Source organism: Streptomyces sp. NPDC043952 (assembly GCF_056435325.1).
Genome location: NZ_JBWKES010000010.1, coordinates 1 through 14,623 on the forward strand (window position 1 = coordinate 1; position 14,623 = coordinate 14,623).

General features: G+C 72.5%; 15 protein-coding genes. 4 read left to right on the forward strand and 11 right to left on the reverse strand.

Going from position 1 to position 14,623, the window contains the following annotated elements:
• On the forward strand, nucleotides 1-831 hold an 831-nt coding region (locus AC069R_RS14080), incomplete at its 5' end, for a transposase (protein ID WP_478767080.1).
• Between the two features lie 51 nt (nucleotides 832-882).
• On the opposite strand, the gene AC069R_RS14085 is transcribed toward AC069R_RS14080, so the two are convergent.
• The 4 genes from AC069R_RS14085 to modA all read right to left on the reverse strand — a co-directional run bounded on the left by AC069R_RS14085 (nucleotide 883) and on the right by modA (nucleotide 4,210).
• A complete protein-coding gene (locus AC069R_RS14085) occupies nucleotides 883-1,302 on the reverse strand; it encodes a TOBE domain-containing protein (RefSeq protein WP_478767081.1) in 420 nt (139 codons plus the stop codon).
• A 28-nt stretch (nucleotides 1,303-1,330) separates the two neighbouring features.
• Nucleotides 1,331-2,419, reverse strand: coding sequence for an ABC transporter ATP-binding protein (locus tag AC069R_RS14090; RefSeq protein ID WP_478767082.1), 1,089 nt, complete (start codon nucleotides 2,417-2,419; stop codon nucleotides 1,331-1,333).
• A 61-nt stretch (nucleotides 2,420-2,480) separates the two neighbouring features.
• The gene (modB, locus tag AC069R_RS14095; protein WP_478767083.1) at nucleotides 2,481-3,398 is read right to left on the reverse strand and encodes a molybdate ABC transporter permease subunit; all 918 of its coding nucleotides are present in this window, start codon (nucleotides 3,396-3,398) and stop codon (nucleotides 2,481-2,483) included.
• On the reverse strand, nucleotides 3,395-4,210 hold the full coding sequence (gene modA / locus AC069R_RS14100) for a molybdate ABC transporter substrate-binding protein (protein WP_478767084.1): 816 nt from the start codon (nucleotides 4,208-4,210) through the stop codon (nucleotides 3,395-3,397). The genes modB and modA overlap by 4 nt, the downstream gene beginning before the upstream one ends.
• Before the next feature lie 206 nt (nucleotides 4,211-4,416).
• Between modA and AC069R_RS14105 the strand changes: the two genes are divergently transcribed.
• Nucleotides 4,417-4,884, forward strand: a complete 468-nt coding sequence (locus tag AC069R_RS14105; RefSeq protein ID WP_478767085.1) for a molybdopterin-dependent oxidoreductase — start codon at nucleotides 4,417-4,419, stop codon at nucleotides 4,882-4,884.
• 29 nt (nucleotides 4,885-4,913) lie between these two features.
• On the opposite strand, the gene AC069R_RS14110 is transcribed toward AC069R_RS14105, so the two are convergent.
• From AC069R_RS14110 to AC069R_RS14135, 6 genes are all read right to left on the reverse strand, one after another.
• Nucleotides 4,914-5,303 carry a molybdopterin-binding protein gene (locus AC069R_RS14110; protein WP_397987029.1) on the reverse strand — a complete coding sequence of 130 codons (390 nt, stop codon included), beginning with the start codon at nucleotides 5,301-5,303 and terminating at the stop codon, nucleotides 4,914-4,916.
• Between the two features lie 22 nt (nucleotides 5,304-5,325).
• Nucleotides 5,326-7,284: an APC family permease gene (locus AC069R_RS14115; protein ID WP_478767086.1), complete on the reverse strand. Its 1,959-nt coding sequence runs from the start codon at nucleotides 7,282-7,284 to the stop codon at nucleotides 5,326-5,328.
• Between the two features lie 529 nt (nucleotides 7,285-7,813).
• Nucleotides 7,814-8,371, reverse strand: a complete 558-nt coding sequence (locus AC069R_RS14120) for a hypothetical protein (RefSeq protein WP_397987032.1) — start codon at nucleotides 8,369-8,371, stop codon at nucleotides 7,814-7,816.
• 108 nt (nucleotides 8,372-8,479) lie between these two features.
• Nucleotides 8,480-9,010, reverse strand: coding sequence for a universal stress protein (locus tag AC069R_RS14125; RefSeq protein WP_478767087.1), 531 nt, complete (start codon nucleotides 9,008-9,010; stop codon nucleotides 8,480-8,482).
• 153 nt (nucleotides 9,011-9,163) lie between these two features.
• Nucleotides 9,164-9,370 (reverse strand): DUF5999 family protein, encoded by a 207-nt coding sequence (locus AC069R_RS14130; RefSeq protein WP_471061991.1) that lies wholly within the window; start codon nucleotides 9,368-9,370, stop codon nucleotides 9,164-9,166.
• A gap of 220 nt (nucleotides 9,371-9,590) precedes the next feature.
• Nucleotides 9,591-10,178 carry a hypothetical protein gene (locus AC069R_RS14135; RefSeq protein ID WP_478767088.1) on the reverse strand — a complete coding sequence of 196 codons (588 nt, stop codon included), beginning with the start codon at nucleotides 10,176-10,178 and terminating at the stop codon, nucleotides 9,591-9,593.
• A 566-nt stretch (nucleotides 10,179-10,744) separates the two neighbouring features.
• Between AC069R_RS14135 and AC069R_RS14140 the strand changes: the two genes are divergently transcribed.
• Entirely contained in the window at nucleotides 10,745-12,262 is a 1,518-nt protein-coding gene (locus AC069R_RS14140; protein WP_478767089.1) for a glutamate-cysteine ligase family protein, read from the forward strand.
• Nucleotides 12,263-12,675: 413 nt separating this feature from the next.
• On the forward strand, nucleotides 12,676-13,467 hold the full coding sequence (locus AC069R_RS14145; RefSeq protein WP_478767248.1) for a CPBP family intramembrane glutamic endopeptidase: 792 nt from the start codon (nucleotides 12,676-12,678) through the stop codon (nucleotides 13,465-13,467).
• Nucleotides 13,468-13,480: 13 nt separating this feature from the next.
• Here the strand turns inward: AC069R_RS14145 and AC069R_RS14150 are convergent, their stop codons facing one another.
• Nucleotides 13,481-14,308 carry a PhzF family phenazine biosynthesis protein gene (locus AC069R_RS14150; protein ID WP_478767090.1) on the reverse strand — a complete coding sequence of 276 codons (828 nt, stop codon included), beginning with the start codon at nucleotides 14,306-14,308 and terminating at the stop codon, nucleotides 13,481-13,483.
• Nucleotides 14,309-14,623 lie beyond the last annotated feature (315 nt).

A 14,623-nucleotide genomic window follows, 5' to 3' on the forward strand; every position in this document is an offset into this window, starting at 1 on the left:
CACGAGCCCGAGGCCAGGACCGGATCGAAGCGGGATCTGGGCTGGTCCGGCTACAAGGTCCACCTCAGCGAGACCTGCGAGCCCGACGCCCCTCACCTGATCACCCATATCCACACCACCCCGGCGCCGGTCAACGACGTGGCCGTCCTGGAGGGCATCCACACCGCGCTGGCCGAGCGTGGCCTGCTGCCGGACGAACACCTGGTGGACGCCGGATACGTCGGCGCCGAACAGATCCACCACGCACGGCGCGATCACAGCATGGAGCTGGTCGGACCGGTCAAGGCCACCAGCGTGAAGGGGCAGGTGAGCGGTGACTTCTTCGACAACACCCACTTCACCGTCGACTGGGACCAGCGCCAGGCCGTCTGTCCCGGCGGCCAGTCCAGCGTTCAGTGGCGAGAGGCCCAGAGCCGCCGGCGCACCCCTGTCACCCGCGTCCGTTTCGCCGCCCGGCACTGCGGCCCCTGCAAACTGCGGACCTCGTGCACCGACGCGCGGACCGGCCGCAATCTGACGCTGCGGCCGCAAGCCGGGCACGACATCCTTCGGCAAGCCCGGATCGAGCAGGACACCGACCACTGGCGCCGCCGTTACGGACACCGCGCCGGGGCCGAGGGCACCATCTCCCACGGCGTCCAGGCTTTCGGCCTGCGCAGATCCCGCTACCGCGGACTCGCCAAGACCCGCCTGCAACACCACTTCACCGGCGCCGCCATCAACCTCGCCCGCCTCGACGCCTGGCTCACCGGCAGACCACTCGCCCGCACCCGCGTCTCACCCTTCGCAGCACTCCGCCCCGCCGGATCAGATCCAGCGGGGCGGAATTAACCAACAGCATCCGGATCGCCGGGCGGGGCCCTCGCCCGTACCGTCCGCCGGTCAGCCGGTGGCCAGCGACACCTCGGTTGCCTTGATCAGGGCCACCACGTCGGAGCCCACGAACAGGCCCAGCTGGACGGCCGCCTCCCTGGTGATGGCGGCGGTCAGCTCGCCGCCCGGCACCGAGATCCGCACGGTCGCCATGACGGCACCGATGGTCAGGCCGACCACCGCGCCGGGCAGCTGATTGCGGATCGACAGGCCCTCCACCTGACGCGTGGCCACGGAGACCTCGGTCGACTTCACCAGGGCGCGCACCGGTGTGCCGGGGGAGAGGGCCAGGTCCTCGGCGGCGGCCAGGGTGATGGCCGCGGTGAGGTGCTGGCCGCCCTCCAGCCGGACCTCGACGGTGGCCATGGCCTCGCCCGGATGGACCGCCGTGACGGTGCCGGAGAGCTGATTGCGGATGCTCAGGGTCATGGGCACCCACCGTAGAGCGCCCGTCGGCTCAGGCGGGGTATGCGTGGGTCTGGGTCGCTTTGACTGTCGCCCAGACCGCTGCACCGGGCTGGAGTTCCAGCTCGGCGGCGGACACCGTGGTGAGGTCGGCGGCGAGCGGGAGTTCACCGGTGAGCTCGGCGCGGATCTGGTCGCCGTGCGTCTCCAGCCCGGCCACCTCGCACCGCCACAGATTGCGGGCGCTGGCCCCGGCGGGCCGCTCCCGGAAGAGGGTCACGGCCGAGGGCGGGAAGGCCACGAAGGCCGGTCCGGACAGCTCCTCGGTCGTGGTGATCGAGGGCCCGGCGTCCAGTCGTACGGTGTGGCCCGCGGCCTCGCCCCGGTAGAGGTTGAGGCCGACGAGCTGGGCGATGTAGTCCGTGCGCGGGCGGCGGGCGATGTCGGCGGGGGCGCCCTCCTGGACGATCCGGCCGTGCTCCACCACCACCAGGCGGTCCGCGAGCACCATGGCGTCCAGCGGATCGTGCGTCACGAGGACCGCGACCGCCTCGAACTCGGCCAGGTGGCGGCGGAGTTGGGCCCGCACCTCCAGCCGGGTACGGGCGTCCAGCGCGGCCAGCGGCTCGTCGAGCAGCAGCAGCCGGGGCCGGGTGGCCAGGGCGCGGGCGAGGGCCACGCGCTGGGCCTGGCCGCCGGACAGCCGGCGCGGCTTGGCGCCCGCGTGCTCGGCGAGCCCCATGCGCTCCAGCCAGGCCGCGGCCAGCGCACGGGCCTCGGCCTTTCCCTGCCCCTGGCAGCGCGGCCCGAACGCCACGTTGTCCAGCGCGGACAGGTGCGGGAAGAGGAGATAGTCCTGGAAGACGACGCCGACCGGGCGGGACTCCGGCGGGACGCGCTCCAACGGGGCGCCGTCCAGCCGCAGATGGCCGTCGCCGAGCGGCACCAGACCGGCGAGGGCGCGCAGCGCGGTGGTCTTGCCCGCGCCGTTGGGACCCAGCAGCGCGACCACGTCACCGGGTGCCGCCCGCAGCGCCACGTCCAGCCGGAAGCCGCCCCGGTCCACCACGAGCCGGGCGTCGAGCCCCTGCCGGTCCGCGCTCTCGGGGCCCGAAGCGTCGAGGTCCGGTGCGTCGGTCATGCGTACGGGGTCCTTCGGCCGGGGCTGCTCGGTGGGTGTCGTCCGCCATCCTCCCGTCATGTCACACCCCTGTCAGCCATCGGTCGCGCAAACCCGCCAGCACCGCGATGGAGACCGCCAGCAGGACCAGGCTCAGCGAGATCGCGGCCTGAGGGTCGTTCTGGAGGGCGAGGTAGACCGCGAGGGGCATGGTCTGGGTGCGGCCGGGGAAGTTGCCCGCGAAGGTGATCGTCGCGCCGAACTCGCCGAGCGCCCGCGCCCAGGCCAGCACGGCGCCCGCCGCGACACCGGGCGCGATCAGCGGCAGCGTGACCCGGCGGAACGCGGTGAAGCGGGAGGCGCCGAGCGTGGTGGCCGCCTCCTCGAAACGCGGGTCGGCGGCGCGCAGGGTGCCCTCCACGCTGATGACCAGGAACGGCATCGCGACGAACGCCTCCGCGAGCACGACCCCGGTGGTGGTGAACGGCAGTGTGATCCCGAACCAGGCGTCGAGCCACTTCCCGATGACGCCGTTGCGGCCCAGCGCCAGCAGCAGGGCGACACCGCCGACGACCGGCGGCAGCACCAGCGGCAGCGTCACCAGGGCGCGCACCAGACCGCGGCCCGGGAAGTCCGTGCGGGCCAGCAGCCAGGCCAGCGGCACGCCGAGGACGAGGCTGACGGCGGTCGCCAGGGTGGCGCTGACCAGCGACAACTGGAGCGCCTGCCACACCTGGGCGCTGGTCAGCTGGTGCGGCAGGCTCCGCCAGGGGGCGCGGACGAGCAGCGCGAGCAGGGGCAGCAGGAGGAAGGCGAGGGCCAGGACGCCGGGCAGCAGGAGGGGCAGCGGGACACCGAGGCGGCCGGACACGCCGGGGCGGCGGGGCGTGCCGAGACGGGGGATCGTCGTACCGCCCCCCGCGGCCCTGCCGACACGGCGGCGCCGCGGCCGGTCCGTGCGGGGACCGGTCGCGGCGCCGGGCTCATCGGGTGAGGTCACGGCTTGAGGAACCCGGCCTCGCCCAGCACCTTCTGGCCCTCGGCGGACCGGACGAGGGCGATGAACGCCTTGGCCGTCTCGGCGTTCTTGGCGTTCTTCAGCAGGGCGATCGGATAGTCGTTGATGGCCTTGGCGGACTCGGGGAACTCCACGCCCTCCACCTTGTCACCCGCGGCGTGCACATCGGTCTTGTACACCACCGCCGCGTCGGCCTCCTTCAGCTCGACCTTGTTCAGGGCGCTCTTGACGTCCTGCTCGTAGGAGACCGGGGTGAGCTTGAGGTGGCTGGCGGTGAGCGCCTTCTGCGCGGCGGCGCCGCACGGCACGGTCTTGTCGCACAAAACGACCTTCAGGCCGGGCTTGGTGAGGTCCTTCAGGGAGGCGACCTTGTCGGGGTTGCCGGGCAGGGTGGCGATCTCCAGCTGGTTGCGGACGAAGGTGACCGGGGCACCGGCCGCGTCCTTGGCGTCCGTCACGGTCGCCATGGTCTTGGGGCTGGCGGCGGCGAAGACATCGGCCGGGGCACCGCCGGTGATGCTCGCGGCGAGGGTGTCGCTGCCGCCGAAGCTGAAGGTGACCTTGGTGCCCGGATGCTGCTTCTCGAACTCCTTGCCGAGGGCGGTGAAGCTCTCCTGGAGCGAGGCGGCGGCGAACACGGTGACCGTGCCGGACAGCTTGGGGGCACCCGAGGTGTCCGACGCCGGCTTCGACGACCCGGAGGACGAGGAGCAGGCGCTGAGGGTCAACAGGGCGGCGGCTCCCGCGCCGGCCAGCTGAAGCATCCGCCGGGTCCGGCGCACGGAAGGGGTCATCACGGTTCTGCTCCTCGCGTTGTGCGAAACGTCTGTCGCGCCCTGGTACGGCCGTACGAACCTGCCGCCCCGCGATGATACTGCCGCATCTGCCAGCTGTAAGTCCCTTGTCGCATCGCATGAGCTGGGATCTTGCGCGGTGTGGCTGGCATGTGCGTTTGTACGGTGCTCCGCCGCGGGTACCGTCCTGCCGGAGGTGGTCGCAGGTGACGCTCGCCCGACTCGCCCTGAGCGGAGATCTCGTACGTCCTGCCCGGCTCACCGTGCCGGATCTGCTGCGCTGGCCACAGCACCGGGTGGCCGTCAGCTTCGAGTGCGCGACCAGCGGCATGCAGCACCACCGCTTCACGGGGCCGCGGCTGTACGACGTCCTCGCCGACGCCGGACCCGGCTTCGACCCGGTGCGCCGCAAGGACCGGCTGCGCTTCCTGATCGCCGTCACCGGCACCGACGGCCACCACGCGCTGCTGTCCTGGGCCGAGATCGACCCGGACTTCGCCGACGCGCCCGTCCTGCTGGGCGTCAGCATCGACGACACCCCGCTGGACGCGGCCGGCCCCCAACTGGTCCTGCCCCAGGACCGCTGCGGGGCCCGGCACATCAGCGGGATCACGGCGATCCGGGTGGACGGGGGGTACCGGTGCGCGCCGGTGGAGGTGGCGGCGGTTCCCTGAGGGGCCTCACGGAAGGCGGGTCGGGGCGGTCAGACGCGGTCGATATGGACGTTTGTCGACTTCACCCGTGCCGTGGCCTCCACCCCGACCTCCAGGCCGAGTTCCTCGACGGCCTCGCGGGTCAGCAGGGACACCAGCCGGTGTGGGCCCGCCTGGATCTCCACCTGGGCGGCGACATCGCCGAGCTTGATGGCGGTGACGATGCCGGGGAAGGCGTTGCGCACGGAGGTGTAGGAGGTCTCCTCCTCGCCGCCCTTGGCCAGTTCGACGGAGAACGCGGCCAGGTCCCGGCCGTCGATCAGCCGCCGTCCCGCCTCGTCGCGATGGGTGGCCACCCGGCCCGCGTCGGCCCAGCGGCGGGCGGTGTCGGGGCTGACGCCGAGCAGCCGCGCCGCCTGGCCGATCGTGTAGGACTGCATGCCGGAAACGATAGGGCGCCGCTCAGCCCGTGTGCACACGCGGCCTGCGGTCCCGGTTCGGCTCCGCCTCGCGCAGCACCTCGCGGGTGACCGGCGCGACCTCGCCCTGGCCGAACAGGAAGAAGCGCAGGAAGTTGGCGAACGGGCTGCCCTCGGTCCACTCGAAGTAGATGTGCGGGGTGCAGCCGGTGACATCGCGGACGTGCAGCAGCAGCGCGGCCAGGGCGTTCGGGATGGACGCCGACTCCAGCGTCAGCACCCGGTAGCGCTCGTGCAGGACCTCGCCGCGCACGGTCAGGCCCGCCTCGAACTCGGACGGGTCGGTGACCGTGACCTCGACGAAGACGAAGTCCTCCTGCTCCGGCATGTCGTTGTCGGCGCGGATCTGCTCGACCTTGTCGCGGTACTCGGCCTTGTCCCGGTGGCCGGGCTCGTTGGCGATGAACCGCATCTTGCGGCTGGCCATGTCCCTGATGAAACGTTCCGCCAGCGGATCGAGCGTCACGCTGGTCACGCGCAGCTCGAAGGCGCGGGCCAGCCGGGACAGCAGCGAGACCAGGATGATGCCGACGATGAAGCAGGCGCCGATCTTCACACCGTCGGGACGCTCGATGACGTTGACGACCGTGGTGTACAGGAACACCACCGAGATCACGGCGAAGCCGATGGTCCAGTGGCGCTGGCCCGCCTTGCGCGCGGCGATGGTCACCGCGATCGCCGCAGAGCTGATCAGCACCAGCACACCCGTGGCGTAGGCGCCGCCCTGCTTGTCCACGTTGGCGTCGAAGATCCAGGTCACCAGGAACGCGACCAGCGTGAAGACGATGACCATCGGCCGTACCGCGCGCGCCCAGTGCGGGGCCATGCCGTACCGGGGCAGATAGCGCGGCATCAGATTGAGCAGGCCCGCCATGGCGGAGGCGCCGGCGAACCACAGGATGGCGATGGTCGAGACGTCGTACACCGTGCCGAACGCGCCGCCGAGGTACTGGTGCGCGAGGTAGGCGAGGGCACGGCCGTTGGCCGGACCGCCCGGCTGGAACTCCTTCTCCGGGATCAGCAGGGTGGTGATGAAGCTACTGGTGATCAGGAAGCAGCTCATGATGACGGCGGCGGTCGTCAGCAGCTTCTTGGTGTCCCGGATGCGGCCGGTCGGGTGCTCCTCGGTGTCGCCCGGATCGCCCTTGACGTGCGGCATGACGGCGACGCCCGTCTCGAATCCGGACAGACCGAGGGCGAGCTTCGGGAAGACGATCAGGGCCACGCCGATCATCACGAAGACGTTGCCGTGCTGCGCGGTCAAGGCGCTGGTCCAGTCCGTCACCACGTGCTCGGCCGTGATGACGTGCCACAGGCCGACGACCACCACGACCAGGTTGAGCGCGAGATAGACGCCCACCAGGGCGAACGCGACGCCGATCGCCTCCAGGAAGCCCTTGAGGAACACCGCGCCGAGCAGCGCCACGAGCAGCAAAGTGATCAGCATCTGCTTGCCCTGGAGGACGCTCGTCAAATGCGGGTTCTCCACCAGGTGGGTGGAGGCGTCGGCGGCGGACAGGGTGATGGTGATAAGGAAGTCGGTGGCCGCGAACCCGAGCAGGGTCAGCACGAACAGCTTGCCCTTCCAGAAGGACAGCAGCCGCTCCAGCATGGCGATGGAGCCCTCGCCGTGCGGGCTCTCCTCGGCCACCCGCCGGTAGACCGGCAGCGCGCCCGCCAGGGTGACGATCACCAGCACGATGGTCGCGATGGGGGAGACCAGACCGGCCGCGAGCGCGGCGATGCCCGGCTGATAGCCGAGGGTGGAGAAGTAGTCGACACCCGTCAGGCACATCACCCGCCACCAGCGCTGCCCCTTGTGCGGGGGCTCCGGCTGGGCGTGCGGTCCGGTGTGGCCACCGCTCTTGCCCATGTCGGACAGGCCCTCCAGCATCCAGGCGCGCAGGCGGCTGGTACTGGGAGGGTGTTCGGTCGTGGCCATCGGGGCGCTCCTGATGTGGGGCTCAGCTCTTTTTCAGCCATCACACGGACGGCGGCACCAGCGTATGCAGAGCGTGACGCCTGGGCCTCCGGATCGGGGGCGGGGAGGCGTCAATCTTGCGTTAAGAATGGCGCGGTGCCGTCAGGGCCGCATCAAGAAGCTGAGGCAGGAGCGGGTGGCCGGGAGCTGAGCCGAACGAGTGGCGGGGCGCACCTCCGGGGAATCGGCGGCCACCGAGCGTCATCGCGCGTGGTGCCGTCGGGGGTGTGGCCACTGCGCGCGGGCTCGTGGGGCGTGGAGTTCGGCGGGCCGGGCGGGCCGTGGGCACTGCGCGCGGACCGTGCGGGGTGTGGAGTTCGTGGTGCCGGGCGGGCCGCGGGCACTGCGCGTGGGGGCCGGGCGGGCCGCGGTCGCCGGGCGTGGTGCCGTCCGGGCCGCGGTCGCTGTGCGCGGTGCCGTCTGGGCCGCGGTCGCTGTGCGCGGTGCCGTCTGGGGCGCGGTCGCCGGGCGTGGTGCGGTCCGGGCGCCCTCACTCCAGCCCGGATGCCCGGAAGACCGCCAGGGCCGTCTCGCGGTCGAGCCGGTGGGCGAGCTGGTCGAGGGCGGTGGTGCCGCAGCGCAGGGTGCCGCCGGCCAGGGCGTGGCGGGCGCCGTCGTCGAGCCGGTGCCACAGGGCGGGGTTGCGCACCAGCACCTCCGGGTCGATCTCCACCCGGTTCCCCAGGAGGTCGCGCAGCACCAGGCGCCGGGTGATGCCGTCCAGCGGGCGGACGGCGACCAGCAGATCGGTACGCACCCGGCGGGTGCGCAGCAGCCGCCTGCTGGCCAGCCAGCCGTCACCGGCCGACACCCTGGCCGGATACAGGACGAGGAACAGGAGCAGGGCCAGGGCGCACCACAACAGGCCCCGCGCCCAGGTGAGGGAGCCGGCCGCGCCGTCGATGCACAGCAGCAGCGCGAACAGCGCGGCGGCGCAGCGCGCGGCGGTACGCACCTCGCCGGCCCACTCGCGGTCGTACGCGGTGGGCAGGGCGGCCGGCGGCCGTGGGCTCGTCAGCCGGGGGCGGGTGTCGTCGCTGTGCTCCATGACATCGACGGTAATCAGTCGGGGCGGGGGCGGCGCGACGCTTGACGGCGCCCTGACGCGCCCGACCCGGTTCTTGACGGGGCTCCTACGCGCTCGCTGCGGCGAAGATCACAGCCCTCGGGTGTCCAGGGGCAGGTGCCAGGCGTTGCGCCGGTGGACGGCGAGCAGCTGGGACTCCAGCGGGGACGGCGGTACGGCGAGGACCGGGCAGTCGGCGTGCGCGAGGCAGTGCCGGCGGACCCGGCCGCAGAAGGCCCCCGGCAGACCGCGCCGGCCGGTGCCGACGACCAGCAGATCGTCCTCGCGGTCCGCGAGCGCCACCAGCGCCCGGCCCGGACTGCCGCGGACGACGAGGCCGTGCACCGGCACGCCGGGCCCCCGCTCCCCGAAGACCTCCGCGAGCACCGCGACCAGCCGGCCTCCGGCCAGCCGCTGCCACTCCTCGTCCGGCAGACCCGCGGCGGGCGAGCGGCGGGTGGCCGGTTCGCCGCCCGGCGGCTCCCAGGCCAGCACCGGCCACAGCTCCGCCCCCAGCCGGCGGGCGAGCGCGCCCGCCCGCCGCAGGGCCGTGACGCTGCCGGGGGAGCCGCTCACTCCGACCACCACACGTGCGCCCGCCGGGGCGTCGTAACCGGACATGACTCACCGTTCCTCACCGGTGTCCCGCGCCGTCTCCTTCCATCCCACCCCCGCGGCGCGGATACGACCAGCCGGACACGCGTCGGGGCCGGTCGCACCGGGTGGGTGCGGCCGGCCCCTTCGGTCCTCGCCGTCCTCGCGGCGCCGCCGTGGTCAGGCGGCGGTCACCACCTGGTCCGCGCCGAGCGGGCGGTGCGGGGCGATGACGCGGCCGTCGGGCAGCAGCTCACCGGTGTCCTCGAAGAACAGGACGCCGTTGCACAGCAGGCTCCATCCCTGTTCCGGGTGGTGCGCCACGAGGCGGGCGGACTCCCGGTCGGCGGACTCGGCTGGCGGGCACGGTGGCTGGTGCTGGCACATGGATGGGATCTCTCGCTCTGTCGTGGTCATGGCGTCCCCCGTCATGCAGTCGTTCGGAGCCCAGTCTTGCCCCACGGGCGTCGTTCCGCAGGGATTTCGAGGCACCGCTTCCCACAAGGTTGAGGACGCGTCACCCGCGCGGACGGTTCAGCTCAACTACCCTGTCCTTTCAGGTGGTTCGCCCTGGCCGAGGTGGACTAGTCCGTCCGGGGCCCGTGCGTCAGGCGGCCGACGAGCCGAGCAGGGGCAGCCGGGTCGCCCGCAGGGTCAGCACCGGGAGCAGATCGGCCACCGGGTGCGGCAGGTGCGCCGCGATGCCGGGCGGTGCCGGGGCGAGCGGCACCAGCAGATCGCTGGCGGCGGGATGCCCCTCGGCGCCGTCGGCGGCGGTGTCGCCGTGCAGCCACAGGGTGAGCATGTAGAGGCCGGGCACCGACAACAGCCTTGGCTGGTAAGGCTGTTGGAGCGACTCGGCCTGCTTCAGGGCCAGTTCGGTGGAGGCGACGTACGGGCCCTCGAAGAAGTGTGAGAAGGCCCAGCCGTCGGGGGTGAGCATGGTCTCGGCCGCGGCCGGCGTCCGGTCGCCGCAGCGGATCAGGAAGCGCCAGCCCGCCAGCCGGGTGGCGGACAGGCCCTGCGGCGTGATCCGGTCCAACACATGGACGGGCAAAGGGAGTTCGGGGGTCACGGGGCCCTGCGCGGCACGCAGGGAGGGGGTGCGGGCCTCACGGACCGCGGTCGGTGAGCTCAGGGCGGTGAGGACGGAGCGCAGGGCGGGCGCGGGGGCAGGGGCAACGTGAAGCGGCATGGTGGGTCGCCTCTCATTCGACAGGCGCGGGGCGCGAGGAGGGTGGGGCGGACGGCGCTGTCTGCTCACAAAAGGCGGAGAGGTGGGGGCCGGTCGGTGGAGAACGAGGGTGCGGCGCGCTCCGCCGCCCGTCAACCGGAGCGGCAGGAATGCGGCAGGACCCGGACCGAGGGCGCCACCCTCCCGCCTTGTGGACGAAGTTTATACGACATGTGTTCAGGCGGTGTTTCATCTAACCCATTGCCGCGGGCCCCACAAGACAGGAACAGGCCGCTGATTCGCGGAAATCCTCCCGATTTACGGACGGTCACCGGGCGTCGACCTCGCCTTACGCTCCGTTCGCGGACGGCCGAAAGTCATCGGCGTTTTTCACGAGGCGTTCGGGGCACCCGTAGGTGCGCTCGCGACATGCCCCGTGAATGTGCCGCAGGGAACATTCCGACAGCGTAGCGGGCGTCCGGGTGGCGCGGGACGTTATCGATCGCTTTCACTGGGCATTACTCCACCTGACCCTGGGAGCCCCGGCGGCCGGAACGCGGACCGCCCATCCGAGGAGGGACACTTCGATGGGGGAGAAGGTCGTGGCAGGGCAGTTCGACCTGTCCGATCGCCAGCGCTATCGCGAAAAGCTCCAGAAGTGCTTGACGGGGCTGGAGCGGCTGCTGGTCGAGAAGCGATTCGACCGCCCCAGGAACCTCATGGGCGTCGAGATCGAATTGAATCTCGCCGGTCCGGACGGCATGCCGAAAATGTTGAACGGCCAAGTGCTGGAGCGTATCGCCAGCCGTGACTTCCAGACGGAACTCGCGATGTTCAATCTGGAGGTGAACATAGCGCCGCACCGGCTCGGCGGCCGGGTCTTCGACCGCCTCGCCGAGGAGCTGCGGACCTCGCTCGCCTATGCCGACCGCAAGGCCGGGGAGGTCGACGCGGGCATCGTGATGACCGGCATCCTGCCCACGCTCGGCCGGGACGACCTGGTCTCCTCCAACCTCTCCGAGGTCGACCGCTACACCCTGCTCAACGACCAGATCGTGGCCGCGCGCGGGGAGGACTTCCGGCTCGACATCGAGGGCGTGGAGCACCTGGTCTGCACCGCCAAGTCCATCGTCCCGGAGGCCGCGTGCACCTCCGTGCAACTGCACCTCCAGGTGACGCCGGGCCGGTTCGCGGACGTGTGGAACGCGGCGCAGGCGGCGAGCGCCGCGCAGATCGCCGTGGGCGCGAACTCCCCGTTCCTGTTCGGCCACGAACTGTGGCGGGAGTCGCGGCCACCGCTGTTCCTCCAGTCCACCGACACCCGGCCGCCCGAACTCCAGGCGCAGGGCGTACGGCCGCGCACCTGGTTCGGCGAGCGGTGGGTCTCCTCGGCGTACGAACTGTTCGAGGAGAACCTGCGCTACTTCCCGGCCCTGCTGCCGATCTGCGACGACGAGGAGCCGCTGGAGGTCATCGCGGCCGGCGGCACCCCGAAACTCGCCGAACTCGTGCTGCACAACGGCACCATCTACCGCTGGAACCGGCCGGTGTACGGCATCGCGGACGGCGTACCGCATCTGCGGGTGGAGAACCGGGTCCTGCCGGCCGGCCCCACCATCACCGACGTCATCGCCAACGCGGCGTTCTACTACGGCCTGGTGCGCGCCCTCGCCGAGGAGTCCCGGCCGGTGTGGACCCGGCTGCCGTTCACCGCGGCCGAGGCCAACTTCGACGCGGCGTGCCGCCACGGCATCGACGCCCGCTTCGTCTGGCCCCGGCGCGGGCGGTACGGCGGCACGGGCGAGGTCGACGCGGTCACCCTGGTCCGCGACGAGCTGCTGCCGCTGGCCTCGGCGGGGCTGGACGCGTGGGGCGTCGAGGCGGCCGACCGCGATCTGTACCTCGGCGTCATCGAGGAGCGCTGCCGGCGCCGGATGAACGGCGCGTCCTGGCAGGCCGCGACCTTCCACCGGGCGCTGGAGGGGGGCCTGTCCCGGCAGGCCGCACTGGCCGCGACGACGCGGCGGTACGCCGAGCTGATGCATGTGGGGGAGCCGGTGCACATGTGGCCGGTGGGGTTGCCGGAACCGGTGGCGATGGCGTGAGCGGGGGGTTCAAGGCGGGCGGTGCCGTTGGGGTGAGCGGGGGGTTCAAGGCGGGCGGTGCCGGCGGCGTAGGCGGGAGGTGCGTGGCTGGCGGTGTCGCTGGCGTGAGCGGGAGGCGCGCGACTGGCGGTGCCGGTGGCGTGAGCGGGAGGCGCGCGACTGGCGGTGCCGGTGGCGTGAGCGGGAGGTTCGAGGCGGGCGAGTAGGGGCGGTGGGCGGTGTACCGTCCCCGGTGGCCGGGTGGCCGGGTGGCCGGGTGGCCGGGTGGCCGGGTGGCCGGGTGGCCGGGTGGCCGGGTGGCCGGGTGGCCGGGTGGCCGGGTGGCCCGGTGGCCCGGTGCGCGGTTCTCCCAGGTGCTTCTGCGATCCTTGCGGGCAATGCGGCAGTCGGCTCGTGAGGTGTGGGAGGCAGGGGTGAAGGTGGAGGCCGGATTGGCGGGCGGGCTGGAACAGCGGACGCGGCGGATCCTGCGCGACGAGACGATCCTCGTGCTCGCGCTGTCGCTGGGCGCGAGCGGGGTCTCCGCGCTGATCAGCTTCATCGGCTCGGTGACCAAGCCGGGCGGACTCAAGGACCAGGCCGCCACCCTCAACGCCTCGGCCGCGCCGGGCCGTCCCTGGCTCGACCTCGCCTGGCAGCTGTTCGGCATCGCCACCGCCCTGGTCCCGGTCGCCCTGGTCGCCCACTTCCTGCTCCGCGAGGGCAGGAGCCTGCGCACCCTCGGCTTCGACCGCACCCGGCCCTGGCCCGACCTCGGCCGGGGCGCGGCGATCGCGGCGGTGATCGGCAGTACCGGGATCGCCTTCTACCTGGCCGCGCGGGGCCTCGGCTTCAACCTCACCGTCGTGCCCGAGGCGCTGCCCGGCGTGTGGTGGAAGTACCCGGTGCTGATCCTGTCCGCGGTGCAGAACGCGGTCCTCGAAGAGGTCATCGTCGTCGGCTATCTGCTGCGCAGGCTGGGCCAGTTGGGCTGGGCGCCGGGGACCGCGCTGGTCGCGAGCGCGGTCCTGCGCGGCTCGTACCACCTCTACCAGGGCATCGGCGGCTTCCTCGGCAACATGGTCATGGGCGTCGTGTTCGTCTGGCTCTACCGCCGCTGGGGACGGGTCGGCCCGCTGGTCGTCGCCCACTCGCTGCTCGACATCGGCGCGTTCGTCGGCTACGCGCTCCTCGCGGGCAAAGTGGGCTGGCTGCCGACGGCCTGACGCGGCCGGCGGGTCATGCGTCCGGGCCGGCGTGCAGCTCGCCCTCGATGACGGTGACCGCGCGGCCGGTGAGCAGGGTGCGCTCGCCGCGGAGTGCGGTCCGCACCAGGCCGGTGCGGGGGGACGCCTGGAGGCCGGTGAGGTCGGTACGGCCGAGGCGGGCGGTCCAGTGCGGGGCGAGCGCGGTGTGGGCGCTGCCGGTGACGGGGTCCTCGTCGATGCCGACGTTCGGGAAGAAGCAGCGGGAGAGGTAGTCGTAGCCCCCTGACGGGTCGTCGGCGCGGGCGGTGGCGATGACCCCGCGCGCGGAGTATGCGGCGAGCGCCTTGTGGTCGGGGGTGAGACCGCGGACCGTCTTCTCGTCCGCCAACTCCACCAGCAGGTCACCGACGTTCGCCCCGGTGTCGAGGACGGCGACCGGTTGCGCGCCCAGCGCCTCGGCGACGCCGTCCGGCACCGCGACGGGGGTGAGCGGCGCGGTGGGGAAGTCCAGGGTGATCGCGCCGTCCCCGGCGGGCGTGGCGACGAGCACCCCGCTGCGGGTGGCGAACCGCACGGGACCCTCGTGCGCGCCGGTCGTGTGCAGCACATGTGCCGCGGCCAGCGTGGCGTGCCCGCACATGGCGACCTCGGTGACCGGCGTGAACCAGCGCAGCGCCCAGTCCGCGTCGCCGCCCGCGGGCAGCCGGTGCGCGAACGCCGTCTCGGCGTGATTGACCTCCATGGCGACGTTCTGCATCCAGCCGTCGGCCGGGAAGGCGTCGCCGTCCAGCAGCAGCACGCCGGCGGGGTTGCCTGCGAAGGGCCGGTCGGTGAAGGCGTCCACGATTCGAATCCGCATCCCCCGAAACTAACGGCTGCGCCGACCGGCCGGCCAAGGCCAATTCCGGAGCGCCGGCCCGCTTTCCGAGCCACGTGATCGCGCCCAACCGCCCGGGCGGAGGGAGTCGGCCGTGCCTGCCCGCCGCCGCACCGCGCTCGGGCGGCGCCGGGCCGTGTGGTCTGATCGGCGAGGCGCTCCGCCTGCGAGCCGCCGGACGGACCACCCACCAGACACGCCCGGCGCCCCGCCGCGGCCGTAGCCCCCGAGGAACCGTGTATAGGTGTGCGAGATGCCTTGTCGTGAAGTTCTGTCGTCTCGGTTGATGTGGTCTGC

Bases quoted from the DNA above. Each gene is read 5' to 3' on its own strand.
- modA (WP_478767084.1), bottom strand. From the start codon at position 4,210: ATGACCCCTTCCGTGCGCCGGACCCGGCGGATGCTTCAGCTGGCCGGC.
- AC069R_RS14115 (WP_478767086.1), bottom strand. From the start codon at position 7,284: ATGGCCACGACCGAACACCCTCCCAGTACCAGCCGCCTGCGCGCCTGG.
- AC069R_RS14130 (WP_471061991.1), bottom strand. From the start codon at position 9,370: ATGTGCCAGCACCAGCCACCGTGCCCGCCAGCCGAGTCCGCCGACCGG.
- AC069R_RS14085 (WP_478767081.1), bottom strand. From the start codon at position 1,302: ATGACCCTGAGCATCCGCAATCAGCTCTCCGGCACCGTCACGGCGGTC.
- AC069R_RS14135 (WP_478767088.1), bottom strand. From the start codon at position 10,178: ATGCCGCTTCACGTTGCCCCTGCCCCCGCGCCCGCCCTGCGCTCCGTC.
- AC069R_RS14140 (WP_478767089.1), top strand. From the start codon at position 10,745: ATGGGGGAGAAGGTCGTGGCAGGGCAGTTCGACCTGTCCGATCGCCAG.
- AC069R_RS14125 (WP_478767087.1), bottom strand. From the start codon at position 9,010: ATGTCCGGTTACGACGCCCCGGCGGGCGCACGTGTGGTGGTCGGAGTG.
- AC069R_RS14120 (WP_397987032.1), bottom strand. From the start codon at position 8,371: ATGGAGCACAGCGACGACACCCGCCCCCGGCTGACGAGCCCACGGCCG.
- AC069R_RS14110 (WP_397987029.1), bottom strand. From the start codon at position 5,303: ATGCAGTCCTACACGATCGGCCAGGCGGCGCGGCTGCTCGGCGTCAGC.
- AC069R_RS14150 (WP_478767090.1), bottom strand. From the start codon at position 14,308: ATGCGGATTCGAATCGTGGACGCCTTCACCGACCGGCCCTTCGCAGGC.
- AC069R_RS14090 (WP_478767082.1), bottom strand. From the start codon at position 2,419: ATGACCGACGCACCGGACCTCGACGCTTCGGGCCCCGAGAGCGCGGAC.